Genomic DNA, 1,640 nt, shown 5'->3' with positions numbered 1-1,640 from the left:
TAGGGAATCCCTGAAAATTCCAATAGGTTAATTATCAATAGATTAAGGTGTGCATTGGCTGTAAAAAAGCCTCACAATGGCACTAAATGTGTCCAAAGTGAGGCAGAAACAATTAAAATAACAGTCAATGTACACCAATCTCCTTGCCGAATTTATGGCCCGGTTCGGAGAAGCCTCCTTCTCTCAAACTGATCTGGGCAAACTCTACCGAGCCATACCTTTCGATCAGCTCGCTGCCTTGGTTCCTGCAACCAAGAGGGAACAAAGCGGCAAAGGACGCAGCGCCTGGCTGACCACCAAGGGCGGTATCGCCCTGATGATCCTGAAACACTACCATGGCCTCAGTGACGCCCTGCTCATTGAACGGCTCAATACCGACTGGGCCATGCAGCGCTTCTGCGATATCCACCTTAAAGCCGGCGTACGCATCCGCGATGACGACTTACCGGGACGCTGGCGAAGGCGCCTTTCTTCCTACCTGGACATAGACAAATGGCAGGTGCATCTGGCCGCTCACTGGAAAGATGATCTGCACCATCCCCATCTGGGCATGGTGGATGCTACCTGCTACGAGAGCTTCATCACCTATCCTACAGATGTCAAACTGATATGGAAATGCTGCACCCAGGCCTTTACCTTTTTGAACCAGCTGCTGCGTGAAGCAGGCCTTCGAAAAAGCCGGGTGAACCACCTCAAACAAAAGGCGGCTTACCTTTCCTTTGCCCGCCTGAGAAAGAAGAGCCACCGCAAGAATAAAAAGATCTGCCGCAGCCTGCTCCAATACCTCCATCGATTGGTTGGGCGCATCACCGCCCTAAGACAAAAGCATCCTTCCCTGCGCCTGAAGAACAGCCAGGAGGGTTATCTGCGCACCATTGAGGAGGTAAAACAGCAGCAATGGCGGCACTATATGGAAGGAGAAGCCAGGGTGCCGGGTCGCATGGTTTCCTTGCACAAGCCATATCTCAGGGCTATTATCCGGGGCAAGGAAACCAAGCCGGTGGAGTTTGGCTGCAAGGTCAATAAAGTGTGGGTGGATGGGATCTGCTTTATTGAGTTTCTAAGTTTTGAGGCGTTCAATGAAGGCACACGGCTGAAAAGTTCCATCCAGTTACAACAGCGTTATACCGGAAAGTGCTCGCAGATGGCAGCTGATGCTATTTATGCTACCAATGAGAATCGCAGATATTGCACCGAAAATGGTATTGCTACCTGCTTTGTGCCCAAGGGAAAGCAAGGGCGTGAAGGCGAGCAGAAAGCAGCTATGCGCTCGGCCCTGGGCACACTGAGAGGCACACGGCTGGAGGGCAGCTTTGGAAGGGAAAAGCTGCATTACCTGCTGGACAAGGTCAAGGCCCGTACGCAGGCTACGGAAGTGGGCTGGATTTTCTTTGGCCTTCTGTGCGCCAATGCCGTTACCATCGCCAAGCGCAGGAGTGGCAGCAAGGAACGAAAGAAAGCCGCTTGAGAGCATACTTTGCAGAGAGTGAACTTTCTGAACCGGCACGGCCGACAGGAAAAGTACATTCCAATACCAAAAAACCCCTGACAATCAACCCCCGAACATACCCTTCAATAATAAAAAGAGGCCTACCGATCTGATCAGTAAGCCTCTGGAAAAGCTATTTTCAGGGATTCCC

1 protein-coding gene is annotated in these 1,640 nt (G+C 51.5%); it reads left to right on the top strand.

The annotated features are described in order from the left end of the window. Nucleotides 1–127 precede the first annotated feature (127 nt). On the top strand, nt 128–1,468 hold the full coding sequence (locus V9K67_RS26945) for a transposase (protein WP_336728218.1): 1,341 nt from the start codon (nt 128–130) through the stop codon (nt 1,466–1,468). The last annotated feature ends 172 nt before the right edge of the window (nt 1,469–1,640 follow it).

It is taken from the genome of Huijunlia imazamoxiresistens, assembly GCF_037132455.1.
Taxonomy (GTDB): Bacteria; Bacteroidota; Bacteroidia; order Chitinophagales; family Chitinophagaceae; genus Flavisolibacter; species Flavisolibacter imazamoxiresistens.
The sequence above is the reverse complement of the archived record's forward strand: the minus strand, read 5'-3'. Positions and strand labels throughout refer to the sequence as shown.

Bases quoted from the DNA above. Each gene is read 5' to 3' on its own strand.
- V9K67_RS26945 (WP_336728218.1), top strand. From the start codon at position 128: ATGTACACCAATCTCCTTGCCGAATTTATGGCCCGGTTCGGAGAAGCC.